The organism is Cellvibrio sp. PSBB006 (assembly GCF_002162135.1).
Lineage (GTDB): Bacteria > Pseudomonadota > Gammaproteobacteria > Pseudomonadales > Cellvibrionaceae > Cellvibrio.
Window position 1 is genome coordinate 4,729,724 of the sequence record NZ_CP021382.1, and the last position, 24,648, is coordinate 4,754,371.

Consider the following 24,648-nt stretch of genomic DNA (forward strand, 5'->3'; position numbering starts at 1 on the left):
TACAATGCAAACTTCTAAAACTCAAACCCAAGGTGCAGGCTGATGCGGCGGTCCGTCACGAAAACCCCGCGATCAACAAACCGTCCATCCAGAATTTCCATCTCGGTGCGTTGATCTTCGTCAGTGATATTTTGCACGTCCAGTTTGATATTGATCGCGTCGGTCAACTTATAAGAAATACTGCCATCAAGCCGACCGGACGCCGCCGCATAAACCGGCATACCAAACTGAATCTGCTGCTGGTTAAATGGATCGTCGTAGACATTGGTCGTGCCCGAATCGTTGGTCGTCGTCAGGTAGCGATCGCGCCAGTTCCACGCCAGGCGCGCACTGACTTTATCCCAATCGTAGAGCAGGGTGGTTGAGTACGCCCACTCCGACAACCCGATCACCGGCACTTCAAGTTGATCTCCATTGATGTCCTGCGCAAACGCCTCGGGTGCGTCGTTGTCGATAAATGTGAGATTCGCCTCGACACCAAAACCGCTCAACCAGCCGGGAAGTGTATCGAAATACGTCCGCCCCCCGAGTTCGAAACCACTGATGATCGTCTCTTCCTTTGCATTGAAATTAGTCCGGCTGGTGACGGTCCCCTCCAGAAACATGCTACCGCTGCCGTCGACCGGTGCCGACTGCGGGTAATCTTCTTCGGCAAAAAACGCCGTCGCCGGAAACGAGAAGTTGTTGAAGGTAATGTAGTTGTCGATGGTCTTGTGGAACAGCGACATATGGACCGACGACCCCTTGCGCGGATACCACTCGAACGAGAGATCGTGGTTGAGCGAAATTTCCGGCTCAAGATACGGATTACCCGTGGTATTGGTGTAGCCGGAGAAGATCGCGGGGATCGACACATCCTCGTCCGGGTATTGCGCGGCCAGCGCATCGTTGAGTGGGTTTTCCGTTGTCTGAACACCGGCCGAGCCTTGCGCGCGGATGTCGGGGTAGCGCGGCGGCGTGAGGGTTCTGGTCAGCGCGTAGCGAAAAACCCAGCCATCCGCCGGCTCAAGCTTGATGTTAAACGACGGCAGAAAATAATCTTTCTCAAAGCTGCCCGCGCGATCATTTTCATAACCGACGCTCTCCAGCGTGAACGGCGGTTGCTCGCCCTCATTTTCCGTTTGCCAGGCCGCTACATTCTCGATGCCGCCCATCGCTTCGACGGAAGCCTCGGCATCGGCCAGGCTTGCGTAATAACGCGCACCGCCGTTGTAGGTGAAATTGCCCGCGCTTTCGATATCGTAATTGACCCAGCGCACACCGACATTACCACTGAAATTTGTCAGCCACGAATCGCCTTCGTTTTCAAAACCCACCATCGCATAGAGTGACTGCGTCTTGTGTTGGGTTTCATAAAAGGAAGGCAATTGATCAAAAGCAGGGTTAGGCGGATTGCCGTACATGTAAAAGCTATCTTCCGGATTGCCACACTGGTAATACAGGTCCGGCGCGCAAGCTGCGTAGGTGTTAACGACGCGCTCGAACTGATCCGCTGAATTCACTTGATCGCTCCCGACCCACACGCTGCCGAGCGGCGGAACATCGCCTTTGAAAAAGTCCGAGAACTCTTCAAGGTAGAAGTCGCCCTCGGGCGCCGTGCTCACGTAAGGCCGCTGCACAGGGTTCCAACCGCGCCCCGTTGCCGACCACCAGGTGCCGACGAAACTATCGGACTCTTCGCGGTCGGCGGCTCGCGCGCCGACAGCAAGTTTGCGGAAGAAACCGTCACCGATCTCGATGTTGGCATCCAGCTGAACTGCATGCGCTTCACCTTCATTCGACATATCCAGCCAGTTGATGCGGGACAATCCGCTATCCGCCGGATTTGTTGAAAGCTCGGACCCAAAGTTGACGCTCGGCCGGTCGCCGGACATATCCATCGTGGTGCGGGCAATTGCCGGAAGAACGGTGCTGCCAAGGCTGTACTTGCCCGAACGCGACTCAGCTTTCACATATTGATAGCTACCGCTTAGGTCCCAACCGTCCTGCTCAAGTTTAAAGCCGGTGCTGTGATCAGCTGTGCGACTGAAGGAGGGCGTAAAACTTGAGTTCGGCGATACGTTGAGGCCGGAGGTGAGGTTGGCGCTGGAGATCGTACCCCTGACGAAGACCCCATCATCAAATTCTGCGCCATCAAACACGCCAACAGGGGCGCCAGGTTCCAATGAAAGGATCTGACTGTCACGGTCGCTCTCGCGCTCCGAGATAAACGTGGTATGAAAAAATTCCAGATTCTCATTGGGCGCCCACTGGAGCGCGCCGTAATAACCCTCGCGCACCCGCTCGAACTGATCCTGGGAATAGCGAATGCCGCCAGGTGCGTAAACCCGCTCATTATCGCCATCACCATCAAGATCATATTGGGTCGCGTAGTAAGGCGGAACGATGATGTTGCTGTCGTGAGACTCGATCTTGGAGTAGGCCACATTAAGCAGCACACCGATCTCACCGAAATCGGTATCGAAACGATTCGACACCATGCCCGAAGCCGCCGGCGTGACAGCTTCGGAATAATCACCATAACTACCGGAAAGCGCCGCATTGGCTTTAAAGCCATCGAAATCAAACGGCATGCGCGTTTGCAAATTGACGGTGCCCGACACGCCACCTTCAATCAAATCGGCGCGGCTCGCCTTGTAAACAGTCACCGCTGACAATAGCTCCGGCCCGACATCCGCCCAGCTCAGGCCAGACCCGCCATTTGCAGAAAATACCTCGCGCCCATTGATTAATGTCTTGGTCTTGTTCAGGCCGCGCACCTGAACGCCCGACCCCTCGAACGCAAAGCCGTCCGGCGAACCTTCGGCACCGGCGCGAATCCGGTTCATGGTAACGCCGGGCGTGCGCTCCAGAATTTCAAGCAGTGAGGTACTGGGCACTTTGCCCGCTTCATCCAGCACAATCGAATCGGCAATCGTGTCCGAGGCACGTTTGAGTTCCATGGCGCTTTCGAGCGATTGGCGCTGGCCAGTGACAAGCATCTCTTCAACGGATGGCGTATCGCCGTTTTGCGCCTGGGTTGTCTGCGCGAAAACCGCCGGCGCACACGCGGCGATGGCCACCGTCAACAATGAGCGCCGAAAGGCGGGAATACGGCGAGCGATGATTGGTTGACTACAGGTGTAAAAGGGATTTTCTATCATTATTGTCTCAAGCCGCCCTGCATGGCAGCTCCTCCTTTTCGATGTTTGCCGCTGGGCGTCTTTGCGACACCTCTGGAAGACACCTTGGCAGCTAATTATTAGAAATAAACCGGGAAAACACCGGCACTTGATACTGCGACGATTTGATAGTCACACAGACTATTTTGTGGTGTCAACATTCTAGTAAACTAGTATACAAGTCTTCCTAATATTATATTATGTATTGGATTGGGGTTTTTCGGAGCAGCTGGAGGCAATTTGGCAGCAGGATCGGCGAAGATCGGGACCTGTGAATTGATGAATAAAAAAGCAAATTTTTTCAGGGTTTGATGTGGTTAATGTTTTGGCTGTTGATTTCTGAAAGGGCGGGGGCAATTTCCGCAGAAGATAATTAGCATTTTTGTGATGAGGGGTTGATCTGTTCAAGAAGATTGGATGCAAATTTACGCGTCGAAAGTGTAACGCTATTGTTCGCGCATGACACAACGATTTTCTGTAGCAACGAAATTGTTTGTGCATCGAGTATTTTGAAAGAGACTCAATTTTTGAGGCGTAACAAAATTGTATGAGTGAAATATGGGTGTATACGGCAGGAATTTAGCGGCGTGAGATGCGTTGTAAGAAGGTGCTCTTTTAATAGAGGGATTTTACGGGAAGGCTCATCCCTGAGTCGTGAATCATGTTACAGCGAAGCGATGGATTGAGTTGCGCGTTTTTCCTTTTTCTCCCGCCGTTTATCTTTCAGGGATTTTTGCGGTTCTTTTTTGGCTTTTTCTTTAGACATGTTTCACTCCGGACAAAAAGACCTCTGCGCCGATTGCCGCCGGATCATTGTCAGAGGTTAATGTTGGAAGCTATTTCCTATAGAAACACCTATAGCGAGCGGCGAGTTAAAACATGCATGCGTAATGCCCTCCTCAAATTCAATTGACGGTCAGGTTTGTGTAGCCACGGCGATTCATGGGCGCATCGAATGGCACACAAAAAATGTCATTGTTATTAACAAAATGCAGGGCGAATCGTAATTGGCTGCGAGCGACTAATCCGCCCGGTTAGAAGGGAAAGGCGAGGGTTTCTCTGTTGAGGATAAAGCGAAGCAAGGCGTTCATGGATAACTCTGTCGCATAAAAAAAATGATGTTCGGATCAATCATAGCTTTATTTTCTGTGGTGTCAATCTAGGTTTTCAGTTTTGCACGTTGTTGAGATAGCGCGGTGTCTTTCATAGTCAAAGAAAAAATCGCATCGTAGTGCTGGAACTCGCGACAAAATCAGCTCAAACTGACGGTGTTAATTTCCGCTAGGGTAAAAAGGTTGGCTTATGAAATCCATCAATGAACGACTGCATACAATTTTTAATCACATCGTGCAACACAATTACGGCGAGCACGAATTTCACCAGGCGGTGAGCGAGGTGATAGAAACATTGGGGCCGGTATTGCACAAACACCCCGAATATGCGGAACAGAAAATCATTGAGCGAATTTGTGAGCCGGAGCGGCAAATTATTTTTCGTGTACCCTGGCAGGACGATAAAGGCCAGGTACAAATTAATCGGGGCTTTCGTGTTGGTTTTAACAGTGCGCTTGGTCCGTATAAAGGTGGGCTTCGGTTTCACCCCTCGGTGCGTTTGGGTACGATCAAATTTCTGGGTTTTGAGCAGACCTTTAAAAATGCACTATCCGGTATGCCGATTGGCGGTGCAAAAGGTGGATCGGATTTTGATCCCAAAGGAAAATCCAATGCGGAGGTCATGCGCTTCTGCCAAAGTTTTATGACGGAACTTTATCGGCACATTGGTGAAATTACCGACGTACCGGCGGGGGACATCGGTGTGGGCGCGCGAGAAATCGGTTATTTGTTTGGCCAATATAAACGGATTACCAACCGCTACGAATCCGGCGTATTAACCGGAAAAAATCCCGCCTGGGGCGGTGCATTGGTCCGTCGCGAAGCGACCGGCTATGGCGCAGTGTATTTTGCGCAGGAAATGTTGCGCGCACGTCAGGATGAGCTGGAAGGCAAAACCTGTGTGGTATCCGGCTCCGGTAATGTGGCGATCTACGCAATTGAAAAATTACAGATGCTCGGCGCAAAGGTGGTGGCCTGTTCGGATTCAAACGGCGTTATAGTTGATCAGGCTGGCCTTAAGCTGGAGACGATCAAACACATAAAAGAAATCAAGCGCGAGCGCATCAGCACATACTGCGAACATCATCCGCAGGCTACCTATCTGGAAAACGGCAACATCTGGACGATTCCCTGCCAGTTGGCATTTCCTTGCGCTACGCAAAATGAACTGGATGAAAGCTCGGCCATTACCCTGGTAAAGAATGGTTGTATCGCGGTCACCGAAGGCGCCAACATGCCGGTGACGCCGGAAGGTATTAAGGTGCTGATTGAAGCCGGTATTGCCTATGGTCCCGGTAAGGCTGCGAACGCGGGCGGGGTGGCAACCTCTGCGCTGGAGATGCAACAAAACGCCAGCCGTGATACCTGGACGTTTGAGTACACCGAGCAGCGGTTAAAAACCATCATGAAAAACATCCACGATAATTGTTATGAAACCGCCGCGGAATATGGTTCGCCGAATAATTACGTGATGGGTGCAAACATTGTCGGCTTCCGGCGCGTAGCGGATGCGATGATTGCGTTCGGTATTATTTAAACGGTCAGAAGTGAGCACTTTCCGTGACAATATTTATTGCTTGGCTTTTTATTCCGGCGCTGATCACTCACTTCACTTTTTTTGTTTATATTGATTGAGAATCCGGGTTCGGCAGACCTCCAGAATTTCATCCGCCAACGCAGAGTCATCCGGGCAGGCGCGCGACAATACGATTGCACCCACAACATGGGCAATCGTATCAATTGTCATGGCTCGGGCTTCGCGCTTCACGTTTTTCGCCGCCCCATGGTCGCTCTCCAGTATGGCGAGCTGATGCTCAATGCCTTCTGCAAATACCGCTTTAATAGACTCCGGCTGCCGCGCGGCATCTCCACACAGTGCGGCCATCGTACAGCCGTCACCAGGCGCATCGCGGTGTTGCCGTGATAGATATTGATTCACGAACGAGATCACATCAGTGTCCGCGGTTTTTGCTGCGGATTGCGCTAAACCCTCGGCCGCCGCCTCTGCCATCAGGTCGGCTTTGGAGCGAAAGTGCTTGTAGAACCCACCGTGAGTCAGGCCGGCAGCCGCCATTAACTCTGCCACGCCCACGCCATCGTAGCCGCGCTCACGAAACAGGATCGAGGCCATCTCAACAATGCGCGCCCGATTCTCCTGAACCTGTGCCTTAGTGACTTTCATCGCTCTACTCCTCACCCCTGACAATAATGACCGCATCATACATTGATGATGATCATAATCAAAGTTGTTGACAGTTTAGATTATGATCGTCATCATTAAAAACAACGGTCATCCACCAGTTCGCAAAGAGAGTCAGTATGGCCGCACACAAGGGCATCCTGAATCTACATCCCATTCACAGAGAACAAACATATGACCACTCCTACCTCCGTTCTTATTACCGGCGCTTCCACCGGCATCGGTGCCACCTACGCTGAGCGCTTCGCGCGTCGCAGCCATGATTTGGTACTGGTAGCGCGTGACAAAACGCGACTGGATTCCCTCGCAATGCGTTTGCATCAGGAATATGGCATTAACGTCGATGTCCTGCCGGCTGATTTAACCAAAGCCGCCGACTTACTCGTCGTTGAGGCACGCTTACGCGGTGACGCGCGGATTGGAACACTGATTAACAATGCTGGAATCGCTCAGTCTGGCAGCTTTATTGAGCAGACTCCCGATCAAGTCGAACAACTCATCGCGCTTAACATCACTGCACTGGCGCGGCTCTCAAATGCGGTTGCTCCGCGTTTGGTGCGGGCGGGTGAAGGTGCAATCGTTAATATCAGTTCAGTGGTTGGGTTAGCGCCGGAATTCCAAATGTCGGTCTACGGCGCTACCAAGGCCTTTGTGCTGTTTTTATCGCAAGGTCTGCATGTGGAGCTTTCACCCAAGGGTGTTTACGTCCAGGCTGTGCTTCCTGCCGGAACCTACACGGAGATTTGGGATCGCGCGGGCATCGACATTAGCGCCTATCCCGCGATGATGAAGGTGGACGAACTGGTTGATGCGGCGCTGGTTGGCTTTGATCGCCGTGAGTTGATAACAATCCCGCCGCTGCAAGACGCTGCACACTGGAACGCCCTTGATACCTCGCGACAAGTGCTGCTTTCGGACATCAATCAAGCGCAGGCCGCAGAACGATATCGATCAGCCTCTTAACAAGAATCCAACAATACAATGCAACAATATCCGACGTCGCCCACCGCGCAAATGAAGAGCTGCTGTCACCGGGAAAGAAAATCATGAAAGCATTTATTTTGAAACTTTACGGCAAATCCGATCAGTTTGCGTTCGTCGACATTTCCCGGCCAACGATCAAACCGGACGACATACTGGTTCGGGTTCATGCGGTTGGCCTGAATCCAATCGATTACATGATCCCGAAAGGCGCGTTCAAGCCGATTCTCAAGTTTCAGCTACCGGCGACTGTGGGCAGCGATGTCGCTGGTGTTGTGGTGGAGGTGGGCAGTCAGGTCACGCGCTTTAAACCGGGCGATGCGATTTTTGCCAGTGTTTTTGATTCAGGCACAGGAACGCTCGCTGAATTTGCCGTAGTCCCTGAAAGCGCTGCTGCGTTTAAACCGGACAATCTTGATTTCGTTGAAGCCGCGTCAATTCCGATGGTTGGGCTCACCTCATGGCAAGCACTTAAAGAACGGGCAGATCTCAAGCCGGGACAGAAAATATTTATTCCCGCCGGTTCCGGAGGGATCGGCACATTCGCCATTCAACTTGCTAAATACCTTGGCGCACACGTAGGAACGACCACGAGCACGGCGAATATTGACCTGGTTAAGCGCCTCGGTGCTGATGACATCGTTGATTACAAGAAGCAGGAATTTGAAGAAGTGCTGCAAGGTTATGATGTGGTGTTAGGCACTGTGAGGGGCGATGGCATCGCGAAATCGCTTCACATTTTAAAACCAAGAAGTCGTGTCGTTTCTCTTGTTGGGCCACCGGATGTTGCATTCGCTCGCGCAAGAGAGATGAACTTTTTGATGAAATTTATATTCGGGTTGCTCAGCCGCAACATAATTCGCCAAGCGGAGAAACGCGAAGTTGAGTATTCATTCTTATTTATACATCCCGATGGCCGCCAACTTGCAGAGATTGGCATGCTACTTGAGGCGGGGCATATCTTTCCGGTGATCGACAAGGTATTCCCGTTTGATCAAACAAGGGAGGCGCTTGCCTATCTTGAAGAGGGCAGGGCGAAAGGCAAGGTAGTTGTGAAGGTGAAATAAGAATTTCTTTATCGCAAACCTCAGTAGAGTATGTCACTGCTAATGAACATCGCCTGTATTATGAGGAGTACTATCATCACAATACAGGCGAATTCCCACGAGCAAAGCAGATATCCAACACGTTAAGCAACGCTACGAGAAACCACCTCATCAGCATCTGCATAAGTCAACGTCGTGCTGCTATCGGCCTGCACCACCATACGCATGGCACGACCCTCCAGCATCACGTAATCACTTTCCTTGACCGACGACACAAACTCCCAGTCAGCCACAATGCGCTCGTGGTTGATATCCAGCGTGAGAAAACCGCGATCACCGGCATTGAGATACTTCAGGCCTTCGACCAGATTGATGATACCCGCTTCGGTTTGCGCGTAAGCCGCTTCCGGAATGCTGAGATATTCTTCCAGCCCCGGCGAACTGACAGAGGAAGTCGCCAACTCGACGCCGACAGGATTGCCATCAGCATCGGCCAATTCACTGGCCCAGGCGTTGTGCGTATCGCCTGCCAACACCACCAGCCGGGCATTAGCCTCGCGCGCCATGCTCAGCACTTGTTCGCGCGCATAGCCGTAGCCATCCCACGCATCCAGGTTGTAGGGAATGTTGGGCGCTTGCAACAACGCCAACACCTGCGGTGTTAAACGCGCTTGATTGGCTTGCAGATAAGCAAGTTCGTCAGTGGTTAACGTCGGGTCGTTTTGTTGCGCGCGCGCAGCCAATAAAGCCAGTGCGCCAAGCTCGGCGTAATCGGGAATACTCATTTGTTGCGAAGCAATGGCAAACGGCAAATTCATGCGACCCATCAACACTTGCTGGCCGAGCAGCTGCCAGGTTGCACTGGACGTACCCAGCGCAGCACTTAACCAATCGCGCTGGCGCGCACCAAGCAACTCGCGCGTAGGATCGTTAATGTCTGCAAACAAACCCTCAAAATCGAACGAGCCGGTCGCTGTGTCAAAGTACTCAGTCAGCGATAGCGGTTTCGCGCGGGCTTCATTGCGCGTGTCGAGCATCAGCAGGTTAACCAGATTACCCCACTGAAATTGACGATAGATACTGGACGGCATCGCCAGCGCATCACTATCACTGGTGGTGCTGTCCGGGCGAATCGGTAACCACTCAAAATAAGCGCGCATGGCGGCGAGTTTGCGATCATTAAAATCACCTTCGCCTTCGTTATGATTTTCCGCCCCGTCAATGTAGGTATCGTTGGCAATTTCATGGTCATCCCACACCACCAAGAACGGCGCAGCCGCGTGCGCTTTTTGCAGATCCGGATCGCTGCGATATTGCGCATAACGCGCGCGGTAATCGTCCAGGCTCAGAATTTCCTCTGCAGGCTCCGACAAGCGACCCATCTGCTCAGCCAACTCTGAGGCATAACCATCGCGGCCGTATTCATAAATGTAATCGCCCAAGTGCAGAATTAAATCCACATTCTTTTCAGCAACCGCGTTGTAAACGTGAAAAAAACCGGCGGGGTAATTGGAGCAAGACAGCACCGCCAGCGTCAGGCTATCGCTGGTGTTGTCCGGCAGGGTACGGGTACGGCCAAGTGTCGAGACGTTATCAGCCGTTTTAAACTGGTAATGATAATGGGTATCCGCACTCAGGCCGCGCACATCCACCTTGATGGTAAAGTCGCGGGAGATATGCGCATCGCCCGCGCCCTTGGCAATCACATTAAGTTCAGCATCGGAGATTTCCCAACTGACTCTTACCGATTCCGCACTGGTATCGGCAGGGGTGACCCGCGTCCACAACACCACGCTGTCCGACAGCGGATCGCCCGACGCCACACCATGGGCAAAACGCCCCATCCCCAACTTATTGCCATCGTCATCACCGCCGCAGCCCGTCAGCACGGAGGTCACATAAATACCGCCAAGACCAAACAGCCCGGCACGAATAAAACCCCTTCTGGATACATCAGGCATGTGAGCATTCCCCAAAAATAATCAAAGCCTTGAAGTATCGGGGGGAAGCGTGACAGGGTTATGACACGGAATTCGTTGGTTATTTATTGCTGCATCAACGGCAATTTATTCGTTAGGCTTATTCATCCACATCGTCTTTAAGTTGTTCCCGTAGCGCATACAGCTGAGCCAACAGAGGCGTTAACCTGGTTTTAACCTGCCATTGATTGAAGTAATAAATACCAATATACAAAACCAGGCAAGCGCCCCAATAAATCAGCAATCCGGCATCCGGAAAATAATGACCCGTGCGGTGACTGTAGCCCCCGTAGGATGCGAGCAGGATGGCAATAAACAACGGCGTTAGATACCAGGACGCGATGCTACGCAATAACTTCTCTTCTTTTTCACGCTTTTCTATCTGAATATTTATTTTGCCCAGCAATGTCCAATTGTCGCTGCTGAGAGTGCGGCGGTTTGTGGCTATCTTTGCAGCAACAAAAGCAGCGCTGACAATCATGGCGGCCATGCCTATTTGGAATAGAAGACTGGGATTTTCAACAGAGAACCAGCCGAATCCAACGGCGATGATAATGCCAGCGCAAGCAAACAACTCCAGCGCCCAGCTCCATTTCGTCCGGCGATCGTATTGATCCACATGAGTTCTGATTTTATCGAAATCTATCGTTCGGTTTTTCATGGCTATCTCTTTTTTCCAAATGGCTTTCAGATCATCAAGTTCCATCACTCACCCTCCACATATCGTTCGGAAAAAAAGCTTTTCATCCGATTTATGCGAACTTGTATGCTGTTAACCTTGATGCCCAGGACGCTTGCCATCTCCTGCCCGGTCAGTCCGTCCAGATACATCATCAAAATGGACGCATCAACATCATTAAGTACCCTGATGAAATCCTGCAAAATGTCCGCCTGGCAACGCTCCCCCGACAGGGCGGCTCCACCGACTTGCTCGCTCACCAGCGCTACGGCTTCGCGTTGCTTTACGGACTTGCGCAGGCGAGTCATAGCCGTATTAACCCCAACGCGATAAATCCAGGTCTCCGGCTTCGATTCGCCGCGAAAACTCTTATAGCTGCGCCACAATTGCTCAAGGATTTCCTGATACAAATCTTCAGCGTCACCATTGGTCCCATACTTTCTGGCAAGCGCCCATATGCGACCATTGCTGCTGCTGAGCAATTGCTCAAATTCCGACGTTGTCACTCGTCATCCCCATAAAGGCTACTCATTCAGATGTTTTGCTTATTAGTCGTTATAAATACTGAAAACTTACAGTGGGGGGGGTGGGGTGAAAGCCATCAATAACGAATGACGAGTCGGTATTAAACGCCAATCATCGGCTTTGAGCATGTATTAGCCATCCGTATTGTTGAGATGTAAGCTATCGCCATTCAGCACCCTGTACTTCATTGTTGTCGTAAAGATATCGCTTTGAACAATCTAGAGGATCTATACTCTTCATTAATATTTCCAAGCTCCTACCCTCTTCCTCGGACAGCTTGACATTTATTGGTTCAGAAAATGTGTTTCCGGCAACAGTGGTTAGTTCAAATACCGAAAAATAATCTCCATTTTTTTCCAGTATAAAAACATCATAGTTATACTCGCAATCACGTTCATTTACATAGATTAGATTCCCGCCACCTAAAAAATCACAATGCCCTATGTATGCCCAATTCCAATCAGATATTTGCAATATTTCCTTTGGAAAAAATGACTTTCTCCAGCTTTCGATTCTATCTTTATCTCCTTCTCGGATGTAAACTCTTCTAACATATTTAAAGTGATTTATAACGTCGGATATCGTTTCAACTTTATCGACTGTAAATTTATACTTGTATACTTTTTCATCCTTATTGATTAATGCAATATTTTTTCCAGAAATTAACCTTGCTTTAACGAACTCATATGGTCTATCAAAGAAGCCGTTATATTCTGAATGCGGTGGAACCCATAAAAAGGAAACATAAGCTTCAGGTAAAGGAATACGTGAGCTATAAGCAACATCGGTTCCTGCTGTTGGCAATAGATCGCTAATTAATACTCTTTCATTCCAGGAAAGATCACCACCATGGTCAGCCCAACTAATATGATCCAGTATAATCACGAGATTTTTCCTAAATAAATAAAAAATTCTATAAACATATTCAATGAACTGTAAAATTAAGTTCCCATTGTCTGCATATTTATATATAGGTATTTGCTTGGTTAAATAGCTGTTGGGGCGCTCTCCGCGCTCTTGCTGTGAAATCACAATCGCCTAAAGCATCAACCTGGTTTTTGAGGATGAAAAGGTTGGGCACAATGTAATTCTACGCAGAGGGGATTTCAAGAAAGCTATTTTTCAGGCAAAGACAGTAGCTTATTCGTACTTTGTACCTTTATGCATCAACCAACCGTGCGCGTGCCTATTCTTGGGATCGCGATGCGTCCAATGCATAACGCCGCCTTTGTTATTCCATTCATATTCGCCATAAAACGTAACAACATCACCCACCGCAATAGCGGAAATCCTCGGTGCCAGATCAATATTATGGGCAATCAACAGCGTCTGACCGCTGCCCAGGCGCAAGATAAATCTCTGGTGTCTGGAGCCATCATTATCGTCAGGCAGAATTCGGATTACTTGACCCTCACCTTGGACCTGTAGATTGCTTTGTTGGGTTTCATAGGCTTCTTTTAGAACAGCATCATTTGGCCAAGAGGGTAGGGAGAGGGTGCTTAACACCAGGAGAAAGGCGATGATTATTTTTTTCATGGTTTGGTCCTTAGGGAGTCTGCTGTTGAAGGGATATTGACTACAGCCGCTGGTTATATCAGTTCCTCCAATGCAATCTGTACTACAGACAGTCTAGTGAAAGCCGGGTGATTTATTCATTTGCTTTCAAAAAGCTCGTCAATATCAACCTTTAAAGCCTTTGCCAGCAATTGAACCTCATCATCCGTAACGCGCCTCACCTGTGATTCAATCTTCGCCAGAGTGCCACGGCTAATGTCCCATTTGATCAGGTTGCAGCGAGCAGTTAACTCCTCTTGCGTAAGCCCTTGAGCTTCGCGCAGTCGTTTTACATTTGGGCCAATAATATTCATTTTTGCCTTGCTCCGTAATCGGAGCTTGATTTTGGCAAGAAAAGGTGCAAATATTGCTCCGATATTGGAGCAGTCGGTAATGGCTGCTATGTGCTCCTATTGATGTGGATCTTTACAGATCTGGGGGTTGATCACTTTTGAGCGTGCAACATGACTGAATTCTTTGTCATCGAATCGAACGCAGCCGGTGACTTTTATAATTATTTGAGTTTGAGACTTTATGGAGGAAGGGTTGTGCTAAGCCAAACCAATACTCAAAAATTGGAAGACAAGCCTCAGGAATCTAAAAGTGGATTTATAGAATTATGCGATGAGTTTTCCGAGTACAATGATTACTGTGCTTTCTTTTGTGAATCTATAAGCCTGCATGCTAAGAGCGGCAAGCCAATGGATAAAGCCTGCGCTCAAGGGGTGGAGCGTTTTGCCCGAGCGATGCGAGATAAATCTCAATATTTCGACAATTGGTTGCAAGAGCTGCATGTAAAAATTTAGCTCCATATATACAAAATCTATTAATTCTGTCATTCATTCAGTTGTCCACAATCAAACCGGAAGTTCAGCGTATCCTGTTCGTGAGCAAGCTGTCGGACCTCAAGCGGTTGTTATGCATCTGACCCGAACCTCTTATATTAACATTGCCATTAGGTTAGAAATTTGAGATAAATAACCCTAGTTCGGGAACTGCAAATGGTAGTCTCGACGGACTCTAATCAAGGGAGATAAATATGACTTGGATAATTGAATTCAGAGGCGATCTAAGTGAGGAATCACCGCTTAATATGGATGGTTCTACGTCCCTGCGCGCGGTGAGCCTTGTGCTTGGGGATGACTTGCCAGCCGTTTTAACCAATCTCCTGTCTTACACGAAAGCGCGCGGCATTGCTCCAACCACGATTAATCGATGCGAAGACCTTTCAAAGTTCACGCCGACCATTGAGGACGGATACACGCAGGAAGCAATTAACAAGGCACTAAAACAGGTTAATCCAGAATTGCCAGTGTATTTCACCTACGCAATTTCATCAGAAGCTGAAGATGACGATGATGCAGTCTTTATCGGGACAGGGAGCTGATTATGAAAGGAGCATTATCGCTTGCTGAATGCAAGCCTGAATACAAAGTCGATTGCACACTAATTTTAAACAATGGCCGAGACAAAAAAGATTTTGTACTGCGCACTGCTTTTGATTCTGTAGGGGTTTGGAAGGCGAAGAATACAGATGTGCCAATTTCGCCGTTTCAGGGGAAAGTCAACTTAGCCACCAAGGAAGCGGCGATAATCGACGGGGACGTCTGGGTATTTGGCGTTGACGCCACCAAGGCTAACGATATTTTTATCGCAGTAAAAATCGGTATGGATTACCATCGCGCGCGCGCAAATGACATCCTCGGTGACGTCTACGTTAAAAATCTGAATGCGGAAAACCAGGATGGCTTCAATAAGCATGACCTGGTAATCGAGAATAAAAAATTGTATGCCGGCGTAGTCAAGGCAGTAGTGGATGCAGCGAAGCTCTTGGGTGTCCAAGGCCTGATTAATTTTTACGTCATAAGCAGCAATATCAACCACAAGATTCCTAAAGACGACCTGCATGAGGCGCTTAAAGAGGGTGGGGCGAAACTGGTCGAAACTGACAACATAAAATATAACATGTGGTCTGGATCGAACGATGGTGAGTCGGGCTTGTTAATCAAACAAAACCTTCACTTAGCCAGTTTGAAAGTGTGATGGTGTTCAAGGGGCCGACGACTGAATTAACCTCTTAACCCTCAAGGCTGAGATGCGGCAATAGAAAATCTATAGCTAAGCTCCGTAAATAAATTCCAGCCCGCCGACTGGTAAACGCCCGATCAAGAATGATGCACTACAGCCAATTTACGTTTTATTGATTGTTAGAGATATTAGACCGCTTCCCGCCACAAGCGGACATTCATAAATTTATTCTGACCCTAATTATTCTTCGTGAGTGACAGCTAAATTTAAGTCCTGACAGATCAAAGTAATCCAATTATCGAAATCGAAGATGGCTCAGTATTTTTGAGCTAATCAAAAAAGTTGAGAAAAAGCAATGGCAAGTAAAAAGTATAAAGGCAAACCATGCGTTTACTGTGTTGATGCACCATCTGAAGATGGTGACCACATTTTTTCAAGGAAGTTTTTTAAAGTTGAGCGCAGAGATAGCTTGCCAAAAGTTCCGGCTTGCAAGGTATGTAATAACAACAAATCACAGCTTGAATTATATTTAGCGGCAGTTATGCCATTCGGCGCAAAACATGTTGACGCAGAGGCTCAGCTTTATGAGGAGACACCGAAAAGGCTTGAAAAAAATATTAAGCTTTGGCGGAAAATTGAGAATGAGAATAAAATTTTTGATGATGGATTTTTTACGGTTCCTTTTGACTCTGACAAATACACCGAGTTGTTCAGGTATATTGTGAAAGGTTTAATTTTTCACCATTTCAATGTACTGCATCAGAAAGATGAATTGATCGCCGTTATATTGCCAGCTCAAGTGGTAATGGATGAGATTTTTAATTTTTACTTATCTCATAAAGGCAATAGAGTTCATGGAAATTTGGGGGACGGAACAATAGAATACGAAGGTCTTAGGGCGTTTGATGGCAAGGTCACAATGTGGGAGTTTGAGGTGTTTGGTGGTCTTGAGCTCGCTGGGGATCCGGATCATCCAGGACTTACAACAAATAAAGTGATCGCAATGACTGGGCCAAAAAAATATGAAGAAATGTTCGCCAAGGCATTTGGTTAAATCCTACAATTAGGGTCAGAATAAAATTCAATGTTTGGTGATAGCACCCACGGAACCTAAACGAAAACTGCGTTTAAGAACATTAAAGAGCTTCACGGTCAATGGCGGATATTGACGTTTATGTAGGTTTTATGGATTCTTTTGAAGCAAAAATTTTACTCCATTATTTTTAAGTATCTCAAAAACTCTGTCTTGATATGGATTTAAACACACGTCGTCAAAAAACAATTGATATATTAAAACCCAGTACCTATCCAAAAGATATAAATCTGCAGAGTCTAACTGTTCACAGAAACCTTTTACCAGTTCCTGATGCTGCTCTGTCCAATATAGAACCCAGATACTGAATGCATCTTCTGTAGCTATGATTTTATGCGCCAAATCTGTCGGAATCTCACTGCCCCATTTAATTAAACAATAGATTCCCCAGCACACCCCATCAGAGCGCAATCTTTTTATGTTCTCTAAAATAATTGCGATTAAGCTACTTTCTATTCGCTTATGTTCTGCCAGCATCCAATCATCTGCGTAACGTTCAATCAACATGGCAACTGACGGCAATAATGCTGGCTGGTGAAATGCTAAAGCAAGGAGGTAATCCAGCACTTTATACTCATCATGAAGTACGATGTTTCGACGAGTATCTACCACTACTCCCGCTGCAAATTTTAATATACTTCCATCTGGATATTGATTTGCCAGATCGACAGCAAAATCCAGATAATCGAATACTTGTGCAGCAGACAACTCTTCACCTATCGGTTTGCGATGCTCCAAAGCAATAACCCAAGCTTCACTCATCGGCCTCGGCAGCTTTACTATCTCAGTTTTTTTAATGTTTAGCTGTAGTTTGTATTTTGCGGCAGCACTTTCAATAGTGCGTACAAACTCCCAAGCATTCTCTTCAGTTTCACAAAACCCAGTATAATCATCAATATAGCGAGTAAACTCAAAACCTTTTCTTAACAATTCCAAATCGATCTTTGATAATACGATTTCAGCAATAAGCGTTGAAGCACCTGGCCCGATAGCGATACCTTGAGTTTCATCTCTCTTGCATGAACGAAGATGCTTATCAATTTTATTAAACCATGCTGCAGAACTTCGATCTGCTTTAGCCGTCGCATGACCAACAAGCGCCCAAGGTACAGAATGAGAATAGATGCTTGGAAAGCAGTTAGCGATATCAGTATGAACTCGATACCTTTTCCCAAAAGATTCAATTAAATGGTGATTTACCTTTTTAACAAAGTCTAATTCAGTAATTTCCTCTTCGACAATATCTACATCGCCATATCCGCTCATTACAACGATCCGGCCATCGGTGTATTTTTTAAGACCTATTTGGCTATTAGGGTTCTCAAAAATATGAGAAAAATTATCCAAACTTTCACTCAATTCATAGCATAAGTTTGCGTGAGGCAATGGGTGAGGAAGTGATAACACCCTACTAACACCATTAAATCGGGTAAGCTTATAATCAACTTGATCAAATCCAGAATATGGGACTCGCCTATGGTTTGCCAAGCCTACAAGTTGAGCAGCAATAGCAGGCGTAAAATTTTCAGTTGTGAATATTGGAGGAAGCTCTTCCTTCGCTTTGCGTTGCGTTGGCAAATAGTTATGACAAAGCAAAGCATTAAATAAATAGTTCTTATCTATGGCCATAAAATTTATTCCTTAATTAAGTAGTTTTAATTTCATCCAGATATAGAGAGTGATCTTATGGAGTTAAATTAAACCTATGCTGGCGCTAAGAATGTCCGCTTTGGATACAAAGCAGACCTAACCAGCAGGTTGGGATTGATAATTTTTGACTGGGAGGCATTAGATAATTTCCTTGAGTTATCTCTAAAAATGACAAATATGGCGTGTTACGGATACTGTATTTAAACCGATAGAAGACTAACGCGCCAGAAGAGGCAGTGGCTTTTTAATACCAGTTAGGAATTGATTATTTCTTGCTTATTCATCAAGCTAGCATTTAGAAAACGCAATTACATGATATTACAGGGCTTTAATGCTAATTGGCGCCTCTGTGCATGAACCGCCAACTACTATTTTTATGTAGGAAAACATGGCCAATTTTTGGGTTATTGATACTAAGTGCAAAGTACTGCCCCAGAGTGCTCTGCCTCAAGATGGCAGTGCGTATTATTACGGGCGAAGCGTGGTCCCAGCTGAATCCCGAGAACACGCGATTAAAAAACTGGTAGCGGCATTGAAAGAACAAGACATGTTGGTTGAAACGGTGCTGGCAAAAGTCGTTTATGAAGACGGACTTTGGGACGATGATGAGTTTGAGGTTCAAGCAAGTTTTGAAAAAGCCAGCAACACCAATGAGATAGAAATAGGCTGCTTTCTCTCAGAGAAGTCTATGAAAAAAGTTGAATCCACCGAACGCGGCAATGATTTCACAACGGAATTCGTTATCACGAGGGCCCCATGAAAATCGCAACCTACAACATCAACGGCGTAAACGGTCACCTGCCAGTCCTGCTTCGCTGGCTGGAAGAATCACAACCCGATATCGTCTGCCTACAGGAATTAAAAGCCCCGCAAGAAAAGTTTCCCGAGCAGGCGATTCGCGATGCGGGCTATGCGGCCATCTGGCATGGGCAGAAAAGTTGGAATGGTGTGGCTATTTTGTCGCGGGTTGGCGAACCGGTGGAGGTTCGTCGTGCGTTGCCGGGGGATGCGGAGGATGTGCACAGCCGTTACATTGAGGCGGCGGTGCAGGGCATTGTGGTGGGGTGTTTGTATTTGCCTAATGGCAACCCGGCGCCGGGGCCTAAGTTTGATTACAAATTAAAATGGCTTGAGCGGTTAACGGCCCATGCGGCGGAATTGGTCAAGGCCGATGCGCCGGTGGTGTTGGTGGGTGATTACAATGTGATTCCGACGGACCTGGATGTGTATAAGCCGGAGCGCTGGTTGGATGATGCGTTGTTCCGGCCGGAGGTGCGCGAAGCGTTTACCACTATATTGGCGCAGGGGTGGACGGATGCGGTCCGCGCGCTGCATCCGGATGAGGTGATTTATACCTTTTGGGATTATTTTCGCAACGCCTACGGGCGCAACGCGGGCTTGCGGATCGATCACTTCCTGTTAAATCCGGCGCTGAAAAAAAGCCTGCGCAGTTGCGGTGTTGATAAGCACGTGCGCGGTTGGGAAAAGACCAGTGACCATGCGCCGGTGTGGATTGAGTTAAAACACCAGGCTGCTTCCAGGTAGCCTTTCACCTTGCCCAGTTTTGGTTCGGCACCTGTAGTAATTGGCTACCGGCTTGTGCATTTATGCGCTTTCATTTCACCGCTTCTTCAGTTTTCTGTTTTCCAGGATAGGAAACCTGCCGCTATAACTCACTGTATTTAAAAGATAAAATTCTATTTCAGTTAAATTCTGACCATATGGTCATGTAATTGGACTGCTTCTTGCTTTTTCACGCCAGTGTTCGTTTGTCGCATCTGTTTGCCTCGAAACGTTACCTCCAAACGCTCGTGCTATGCGGGTCAATTTTGTCCAGCTGAAAGAAATCCTATGATGGCGGTAAGAATCCGGAAAGTGCTGTTTGTGTTAAGCGCGCTGATGTGTAATGTCGCGGTGGCCAGTCCGGACGGTCACGGCAGTTATGACCCTGAAGCGTTTCTGGATAAGCATTGCGCGCGCTGTCATAACGACGAACGCATGTCCGGCAACTGGTCCTTGTCGATGGTGAATGTTGCTGATATTGGCCAGGGCAAAGGTTTGGCGGAATGGGAAAGTATTCTGCGCGTTACCGGGCGCGGCGAGATGCCGCCGCCGAGCCGACCCAAGCCGGGTGATGAAGAATTAAAGAGTTTTATGAGTTGGCTCGAAGGTTCGTTGGATGGTTATGCGGCGGCGCATCCCAACCCTGGCCGCGCGACCTTGCGCCGTTTGAATCGCACCGAATACAGCAATGCGGTGCGCGATTTGTTGAACCTTGATGTGAACGTCAGCGAATCATTGCCGACCGACGATACCGGCTACGGTTTTGACAATATTGCCGATGTGTTGTCGGTGTCGCCGACATTGATGGATCGTTATATTGCCGTCGCGGGTAAGGTGAGTCGCCTGGCCGTGGGGCTTGGCGCGGATCAACCTTTTACCACGACGTATATGTTGCCTAAAGATGGCTCCATCCTGAATCAGGGCATTCCCTCTTACGATGAACGGATGAGCCATGATTTGCCGCTCGATTCCCGGGGCGGCGGTGCCTTTAAATACTATGCGCCGCACGATGGTGTGTACGAAATCAATGGCTATTTGAATTCCAACACCAACAACGAAGTGGATCGCCTGGAAGAAAATCGCGTGAGTTTGCGCGTGCCCTTAACCGCCGGTTCGCACACGGTGGGCATTACCTTTCGCAAACAATTGCGGCTGGATGAAAGCGTGCAAACCCTGCGTAACACCACCGATGAAGTGCCGCTGCCCACGGAACCCCCAACACCGCTGACATTGGATTTTATTGTTGATGGTGCGCGCGTGGGCAGTACCAATGTGCCGTCGTATTATATGTCGCCGCGCTTTGCGCAGAAAAATTTTCCCCGCGATGTGCTGGAGATTAACGTCGCTGGCCCCTATGAAGCGAGTGGCCCTGGCACCACACCCAGTCGTGAAAAAATCTTCAGTTGCCAGCCGTCGTTCTGGCCGTTTACGGAAAACTATTGTGCGAAAAAAATTATCGCGCGCCTGGCACGGCAAGCCTATCGTCGGCCGGTGACCGATGCAGATGTTGAGCGCTTGATGGCGGTGTATGTGCAAGCGCAGCAGTCGGCGAATTTTGAACAGGGTATTGCGGCGGCTATTCAGGCCATACTGGTTTCGCCGAGCTTTTTATTTTTATACGAAACCGATCCGCCTCACAGCGAGCCGGGTTTTGTTCATCCCGTCACTGATCTCGAATACGCCTCTCGCCTGGCCCTGTTTTTATGGAGCAGCTTACCCGATGAAGAGCTGTTAGCGCTGGCTGAAAAAAATGTGTTGCGCAAACCCGACATCTTGCAGCAGCAAATAAAACGCATGCTGGCGGATGATCGTGCTATAGCTCTGGAACAAAATTTTGCGGGCCAATGGTTGTATTTACGCAACCTGGAATTCCAGCGCCCGGATGTGGTGGAGTTTCCGGATTTTGATATTCCGCTGCGCGATGCCATGAAGCGCGAAAGCGAATTATTTTTCAGCGCGATTGTGCGCGAAAATGCCAGCATTCTGGATTTTATCAAGAGTGATTACACCTTCCTCAACGAACGACTGGCTACACATTACGGCATTGAAGGCGTGCAGGGCCCGGCGTTTCGCAGAGTGGCCATCGACGCGGAATCCATGCGCGGTGGTTTGTTAGGGCAGGGCAGTATCTTAACGGTGACCTCTTACAGCAATCACACCTCGGTGGTGCGGCGCGGTAAATGGATTCTCGATAATTTATTGGCCGCACCGCCACCACCACCGCCGCCGGATATTCCCGCACTCAAAACCCAGCAGGCGGGCAAAGCCTTGAACGCGCGCGAACAAATGGCCTTGCACAGCCAGGACCCGGCGTGTTCATCGTGCCATGTGCGCATGGACCCTTTGGGCCTGGCGCTGGAAAAATATGATGCGGTAGGGCGCTTCCGCTTAACGGATGCAGGTCGGCCTATTGATGTTTCCACCAACATGCCCGACGGAAAAATATTTGAAGGCTTGTACGGTTTGCAATCGGTATTGCTGGAACGCAAAGAACAATTCGCCGGGGCGTTTGTACAACGCTTGATGACTTACGCATTGGGGCGCGGTCTGGAAGCGAATGATCAACCGCAGGTGCGTCAGATTGTGCGCACGGCGGCGCAGGACAATTACCGCATTCACACCATTATCTGGGGCATTCTCATCAGCGAACCTTTTAACTATCGAATGGTGCCACATCATGAGTAAACAACCTGTTCTTAACCGTCGCACGCTGTTGCGCGGGTTGGGTGCGACCATTACCTTGCCCTTGATGGAGTCGATGATTCCATCGGCATTTGCCACGGCAGTCATGGAAAGTCGGCCGAAACGTTTGAGTGTTTTTTATATTCCGAATGGGCTGCGTATGCCGCAATTTACGCCGGCGGAGGCCGGTGAGAATTACGCGCTCACACCCATATTGGAGCCGATCGCCCGCCACAAAGAAAAATTTTCGGTGATCTCCGGTTTAGCGCACTACAACGCGAACGCCTTGGGTGATGGTCCTGGCAGCCACGGGCGCAGCTGCGGTGCCTATTTAACCGGTGCGCATCCCAAACGCACCGAGGGCGCCGATATTTTATGTGGCATTTCAATGGATCAGGTGCTTGCGAATCATCTTGGTCATCACACGCAATTGGCTTCTCTGGAATTAGGTATTGAACCGCCCAGTTTGCTCGGCAGTTGTGACATTGGTTACAGCTGTACTTACACGAATACTCTGTCCTGGCGCAGCCCCACATCGCCCTTGCCGGTGGTGGTAAAACCCAGCGATGTCTTTGAACGTTTGTTTGGCGATACCACGGTGCTGGATGAAAAATCCCGCAAAGCGCAGTTGGCCACCAAGGCCAGTATTCTGGATTTTGTGTTGGAAGATGCATCGCGTTTATCGCCGCGTTTGGGCATGAACGACCGGCGCAAGATGGAGGAGTATCTCGACTCCATTCGCACCGTGGAATTGCGTATTCAAAAAGCCAGCCAGCAAGTGCAGCAGGTGGACACCAGCCATGTGCAATTACCGGTCGGCATTCCGGAATCCTTTGAAGAGCATGTGCGCTTGATGATCGATTTGCAAGTGCTGGCACTGCAAAGCGACATGACGCGCATCAGTACCTTTATGTTGGGCCGTGAATTAAGTAATCGCGCCTACGCCGAGATCGGTGTGCCCGACGCGCACCACAGCCTCAGCCACCACGGTGGCGACGAAGAAAAAATTGCCAAGCTGGTAAAAATTAATCGCCTGCACATGGAGCAGTTCGGTTACTTGCTCGACCGCTTGAGTGCAACCGCCGATGGTGAGCGCACGCTGTTGGATAGCACATTGGTGATGGGTGGTGCGAGCCTGGGTGAACCTAACGATCACGACAACATGAATCTGCCGGCGATTGTGGCGGGTGGTGGTTTGCGGGGTAATCGCCATATCGTCGAGTCCAAACATACGCCCATGAGTAATTTAATGTTGTCACTCATGCACGAGATGGGCGTACCGGTTGACAGCTTCGGTGATAGCACCGGTGTGATCAATGCGCTCAGCGCTTAGGAGTTCGCAATGAAATATTTAATTGCGCTGGCCTGTGCATTTTTATTTTTATCGACGGCTGCAATGGCTGGCCCAGCGGACGACGCATTAATGCGAGCCATTCACGCGGGTGATGCCATAAAAGCGCGACAGGCGTTGCGCGAAGGCGCCGAGGTGAATCAGCCACTGCCCGACGGTTCCTTGCCCTTGGCCTGGGCGGCGGATGCGCAAAACCCTGAGCTGGTTCAGCTATTGTTGGCGAATGCTGCGAAGCCAGATGTTGACACCATTGCCGGGCAAAATTTCAGCCCGTTAATTGCTGCCTGTCAACGCGGTGACCCTGCCATTGTTATCGCATTGCTCGACGCTGGTGCCGATGTAACTCGCACCGCGCCTTCTGGTATTTCACCGCTGGCGTTATGTGCGGGAAATTCCAGCGCGCCGGTGGTGCAACGTTTATTGGAGATGGGCGCAGCCGTGGATGCCGCCGATGAAAACGGGCAGACGCCGTTGATGTGGGCTGCCGCTAAAGGCCAGGTTGAGGTTATTCCGGTACTACTCAACGCCGGTGCCGATATCAACAGAACAACCGAGCAAGGTTTTACGCCGTTATTTTTTGCGATAAAAAGCGGCGACCCGCGCGCACCGGTGGCGATGATGGAGGCGGGTGGTGATATTAATTATCGCGCACCAGATGGAACCTCGGCGGTGCAATTGGCCATGTACCAGAAACAATTTGCCTTTGCGGAGTTATTGATTAAACGCGGTGTGGATCTGACCGCGTATGATCGCAACGGCCATCAGTTATTGCATGCGGCAGTGCTTAATCAACAACCGGCGCTGGTGGCGTTGCTGTTGGAAAAAGGTGCTGATCCCAATGCCCTGACAGGTACCTCCCAGGTGGTGTGGCGTTACGAGGTTAACTTCACCAGCCGGCCTTACGTGACGCACGCAAAGCCGCCTTTGTTGCTGGCGACCGAGCTGGATTCTACCGAAATGATGAACACCCTGATTGCAGCGGGGGCTGACAAAACATTTCGGTTGGAAGATGGCGCTCATTGAGGTCTTTCGTTCAAATAAAGG

At 49.1% G+C, this 24,648-nt stretch carries 21 protein-coding genes; 12 read left to right on the plus strand and 9 right to left on the minus strand.

The annotated features are described in order from the left end of the window. Window positions 1-14: 14 nt before the first annotated feature. Window positions 15-3,143, minus strand: a complete 3,129-nt coding sequence (locus CBR65_RS19635; protein ID WP_087468427.1) for a TonB-dependent receptor — start codon at window positions 3,141-3,143, stop codon at window positions 15-17. Window positions 3,144-4,463: 1,320 nt separating this feature from the next. Here CBR65_RS19635 and gdhA point away from each other — a divergent pair. After that, window positions 4,464-5,810: an NADP-specific glutamate dehydrogenase gene (gene gdhA, locus CBR65_RS19640; RefSeq protein ID WP_087468428.1), complete on the plus strand. Its 1,347-nt coding sequence runs from the start codon at window positions 4,464-4,466 to the stop codon at window positions 5,808-5,810. Window positions 5,811-5,882: 72 nt separating this feature from the next. Here gdhA and CBR65_RS19645 read toward each other — a convergent pair whose 3' ends face one another. Beyond that, window positions 5,883-6,455 (minus strand): TetR/AcrR family transcriptional regulator, encoded by a 573-nt coding sequence (locus CBR65_RS19645; protein WP_087468429.1) that lies wholly within the window; start codon window positions 6,453-6,455, stop codon window positions 5,883-5,885. 192 nt (window positions 6,456-6,647) lie between these two features. Here CBR65_RS19645 and CBR65_RS19650 point away from each other — a divergent pair, with 192 nt between their 5' ends. Together CBR65_RS19650 and CBR65_RS19655 are read left to right on the plus strand one after the other, a co-directional pair. Further along, window positions 6,648-7,436 (plus strand): SDR family oxidoreductase, encoded by a 789-nt coding sequence (locus CBR65_RS19650; protein ID WP_087468430.1) that lies wholly within the window; start codon window positions 6,648-6,650, stop codon window positions 7,434-7,436. 83 nt (window positions 7,437-7,519) lie between these two features. Beyond that, window positions 7,520-8,521 carry an NADP-dependent oxidoreductase gene (locus tag CBR65_RS19655; RefSeq protein ID WP_087468431.1) on the plus strand — a complete coding sequence of 334 codons (1,002 nt, stop codon included), beginning with the start codon at window positions 7,520-7,522 and terminating at the stop codon, window positions 8,519-8,521. A 122-nt stretch (window positions 8,522-8,643) separates the two neighbouring features. On the opposite strand, the gene CBR65_RS19660 is transcribed toward CBR65_RS19655, so the two are convergent. The 6 genes from CBR65_RS19660 to CBR65_RS19685 form a co-directional block, all read right to left on the minus strand. After that, on the minus strand, window positions 8,644-10,461 hold the full coding sequence (locus CBR65_RS19660; protein ID WP_087468432.1) for an alkaline phosphatase: 1,818 nt from the start codon (window positions 10,459-10,461) through the stop codon (window positions 8,644-8,646). A 118-nt stretch (window positions 10,462-10,579) separates the two neighbouring features. Next, entirely contained in the window at window positions 10,580-11,140 is a 561-nt protein-coding gene (locus CBR65_RS19665; RefSeq protein WP_157672166.1) for a hypothetical protein, read from the minus strand. Window positions 11,141-11,184: 44 nt separating this feature from the next. After that, window positions 11,185-11,664, minus strand: a complete 480-nt coding sequence (locus tag CBR65_RS19670; protein WP_087468434.1) for an RNA polymerase sigma factor — start codon at window positions 11,662-11,664, stop codon at window positions 11,185-11,187. A 178-nt stretch (window positions 11,665-11,842) separates the two neighbouring features. Further along, window positions 11,843-12,568 carry a hypothetical protein gene (locus tag CBR65_RS19675; RefSeq protein ID WP_157672167.1) on the minus strand — a complete coding sequence of 242 codons (726 nt, stop codon included), beginning with the start codon at window positions 12,566-12,568 and terminating at the stop codon, window positions 11,843-11,845. A gap of 255 nt (window positions 12,569-12,823) precedes the next feature. Then, the gene (locus CBR65_RS19680) at window positions 12,824-13,219 is read right to left on the minus strand and encodes a DUF3465 domain-containing protein (RefSeq protein ID WP_087468436.1); all 396 of its coding nucleotides are present in this window, start codon (window positions 13,217-13,219) and stop codon (window positions 12,824-12,826) included. 116 nt (window positions 13,220-13,335) lie between these two features. After that, window positions 13,336-13,551, minus strand: a complete 216-nt coding sequence (locus CBR65_RS19685; RefSeq protein ID WP_087468437.1) for a helix-turn-helix domain-containing protein — start codon at window positions 13,549-13,551, stop codon at window positions 13,336-13,338. Window positions 13,552-13,701: 150 nt separating this feature from the next. On the opposite strand from CBR65_RS19685, the gene CBR65_RS19690 reads away from it, so the two are divergent. The 4 genes from CBR65_RS19690 to CBR65_RS19705 all read left to right on the plus strand — a co-directional run bounded on the left by CBR65_RS19690 (window position 13,702) and on the right by CBR65_RS19705 (window position 16,319). Beyond that, window positions 13,702-14,043, plus strand: coding sequence for a hypothetical protein (locus tag CBR65_RS19690; protein ID WP_087468438.1), 342 nt, complete (start codon window positions 13,702-13,704; stop codon window positions 14,041-14,043). Window positions 14,044-14,276: 233 nt separating this feature from the next. After that, window positions 14,277-14,624, plus strand: coding sequence for a hypothetical protein (locus tag CBR65_RS19695; RefSeq protein WP_087468439.1), 348 nt, complete (start codon window positions 14,277-14,279; stop codon window positions 14,622-14,624). 2 nt (window positions 14,625-14,626) lie between these two features. Next, window positions 14,627-15,280, plus strand: coding sequence for a hypothetical protein (locus CBR65_RS19700; RefSeq protein ID WP_087468440.1), 654 nt, complete (start codon window positions 14,627-14,629; stop codon window positions 15,278-15,280). Between the two features lie 340 nt (window positions 15,281-15,620). Further along, window positions 15,621-16,319: a hypothetical protein gene (locus CBR65_RS19705; protein WP_087468441.1), complete on the plus strand. Its 699-nt coding sequence runs from the start codon at window positions 15,621-15,623 to the stop codon at window positions 16,317-16,319. A 129-nt stretch (window positions 16,320-16,448) separates the two neighbouring features. On the opposite strand, the gene drt4 is transcribed toward CBR65_RS19705, so the two are convergent. Beyond that, on the minus strand, window positions 16,449-17,987 hold the full coding sequence (gene drt4 / locus CBR65_RS19710) for an antiviral reverse transcriptase Drt4 (RefSeq protein WP_087468442.1): 1,539 nt from the start codon (window positions 17,985-17,987) through the stop codon (window positions 16,449-16,451). Between the two features lie 409 nt (window positions 17,988-18,396). Between drt4 and CBR65_RS19715 the strand changes: the two genes are divergently transcribed. The 5 genes from CBR65_RS19715 (at window position 18,397) to CBR65_RS19735 (ending at window position 24,627) form a co-directional block, all read left to right on the plus strand. Continuing rightward, on the plus strand, window positions 18,397-18,768 hold the full coding sequence (locus CBR65_RS19715; RefSeq protein ID WP_198300817.1) for a hypothetical protein: 372 nt from the start codon (window positions 18,397-18,399) through the stop codon (window positions 18,766-18,768). Beyond that, window positions 18,765-19,553: an exodeoxyribonuclease III gene (gene xth / locus CBR65_RS19720; protein WP_087468443.1), complete on the plus strand. Its 789-nt coding sequence runs from the start codon at window positions 18,765-18,767 to the stop codon at window positions 19,551-19,553. The genes CBR65_RS19715 and xth overlap by 4 nt, the downstream gene beginning before the upstream one ends. Before the next feature lie 354 nt (window positions 19,554-19,907). Continuing rightward, window positions 19,908-22,256: a DUF1592 domain-containing protein gene (locus tag CBR65_RS19725; protein ID WP_232461455.1), complete on the plus strand. Its 2,349-nt coding sequence runs from the start codon at window positions 19,908-19,910 to the stop codon at window positions 22,254-22,256. After that, window positions 22,249-23,586 carry a DUF1552 domain-containing protein gene (locus tag CBR65_RS19730; RefSeq protein WP_087468445.1) on the plus strand — a complete coding sequence of 446 codons (1,338 nt, stop codon included), beginning with the start codon at window positions 22,249-22,251 and terminating at the stop codon, window positions 23,584-23,586. The genes CBR65_RS19725 and CBR65_RS19730 overlap by 8 nt, the downstream gene beginning before the upstream one ends. 9 nt (window positions 23,587-23,595) lie before the next feature. Further along, complete coding sequence (locus CBR65_RS19735) at window positions 23,596-24,627, plus strand: ankyrin repeat domain-containing protein (protein WP_087468446.1); 1,032 nt, start codon at window positions 23,596-23,598, stop codon at window positions 24,625-24,627. The last annotated feature ends 21 nt before the right edge of the window (window positions 24,628-24,648 follow it).